This window comes from Actinosynnema sp. NPDC023587, from assembly GCF_040640215.1.
Classification (GTDB): Bacteria; Actinomycetota; Actinomycetes; order Mycobacteriales; family Pseudonocardiaceae; genus Actinosynnema.
Window position 1 is genome coordinate 1 of record NZ_JBFABG010000012.1, and the last position, 1,206, is coordinate 1,206.

Genomic DNA, 1,206 nt, shown 5'->3' on the forward strand with positions numbered 1-1,206 from the left:
AACACCCGGTCCCATTCCGAACCCGGTAGTTAAGCCTTCCAGCGCCGATGGTACTGCACTCGTGAGGGTGTGGGAGAGTAGGACGCCGCCGAACAATTCTTCACTGAAAGGGCTTGTGGTGGGGGCACATCGAAATGTGCTCAAACCACAAGCCCTTTTAGCGTGTCCACAGTAGGAGGAGTTACAGGTGTCGAGGTTCGGGGATCGTCCAGGCGACCGCCAGCGTGGCCAGGGAGACCGACCGCGCCGCTCCGAAGGTGGTCGTGCCGAGGGAGACCGCAAGCCCAGCAGCGCGGGGCGCGACAGCAGTCGCGACAACGCCGGGCGGGACAGCGGCAGGAGTGAGCGCGGCGGGTATCCCCGTCGCGACGACAGCAAGCCGAGCTTCGACCGCAGCCGCGACGACCGCCCGCGTGGTGGCGACCGCAGCCGTGATGATCGAGGCGGGTACAACCGCGACGACAGCAGTCGGCGCGATGGATTCCGGCGTGACGACAACCGCTCGGAACGACCGCGCTACGACAAGCCGCGTGACGACCGAGGCGGCTACAACCGTTCGGGCAGCGACGACCGGAGCTCTTCCAGCAGCCGGTTCAGTGGCAACCGCAGCGGCGAGCGTCGCGAGTACAAGCCCCGCGACGACCGTGGCGGCGAGCGTCGTGAATACAAGCCGCGCGATGATCGCGGTGGCTACCAGCCCCGCGATAACCGCAGCGGCAGTCGCACCGACAACCGTAGTGACAGTCGTGGTGGCGAGCGCCGCGAATTCCGGCCGCGTGACGACCGTGGCGGCTACCAGCCCCGCGACAACCGCACCAGCGAACGCCGCGAATACAAGCCCCGCGATGACCGCAGCAGTGAGCGTCGTGAATACAAGCCGCGCGATGATCGCGGTGGTGACCGTCGTGACTTCAAGCCCCGGGATGACCGTGGTGGCGAACGCCGCGAGTACCGGCCGCGCGATGACCGTGGCGGTGACCGCCGTGACTTCAAGCCGCGCGACGACCGCAGCAGTGAGCGTCGCGAGTACAAGCCCCGTGACGATCGCGGTGGCTACCAGCCGCGTGACAACCGCAGCGGCAGTCGCACCGACAACCGTAGTGACAGTCGTGGTGGCGAGCGCCGCGAATTCCGGCCGCGTGACGACCGTGGCGGCTACCAGCCCCGCGACAACCGCACCAGCGAACGCCGCGAATACAAGCCGCG

At 67.6% G+C, this 1,206-nt stretch carries 1 protein-coding gene and 1 rRNA gene; one reads left to right on the forward strand and one right to left on the reverse strand.

The features are described 5' to 3' along the window. A 5S ribosomal RNA gene (gene rrf / locus AB0G01_RS26685) occupies positions 1-94 on the forward strand; the annotation flags it as partial. Between the two features lie 87 nt (positions 95-181). Here the strand turns inward: rrf and AB0G01_RS26690 are convergent. Beyond that, positions 182-1,206, reverse strand: a 1,025-nt coding sequence (locus tag AB0G01_RS26690) for a hypothetical protein (RefSeq protein WP_360950440.1), incomplete at its 5' end; no start/stop codon positions are given.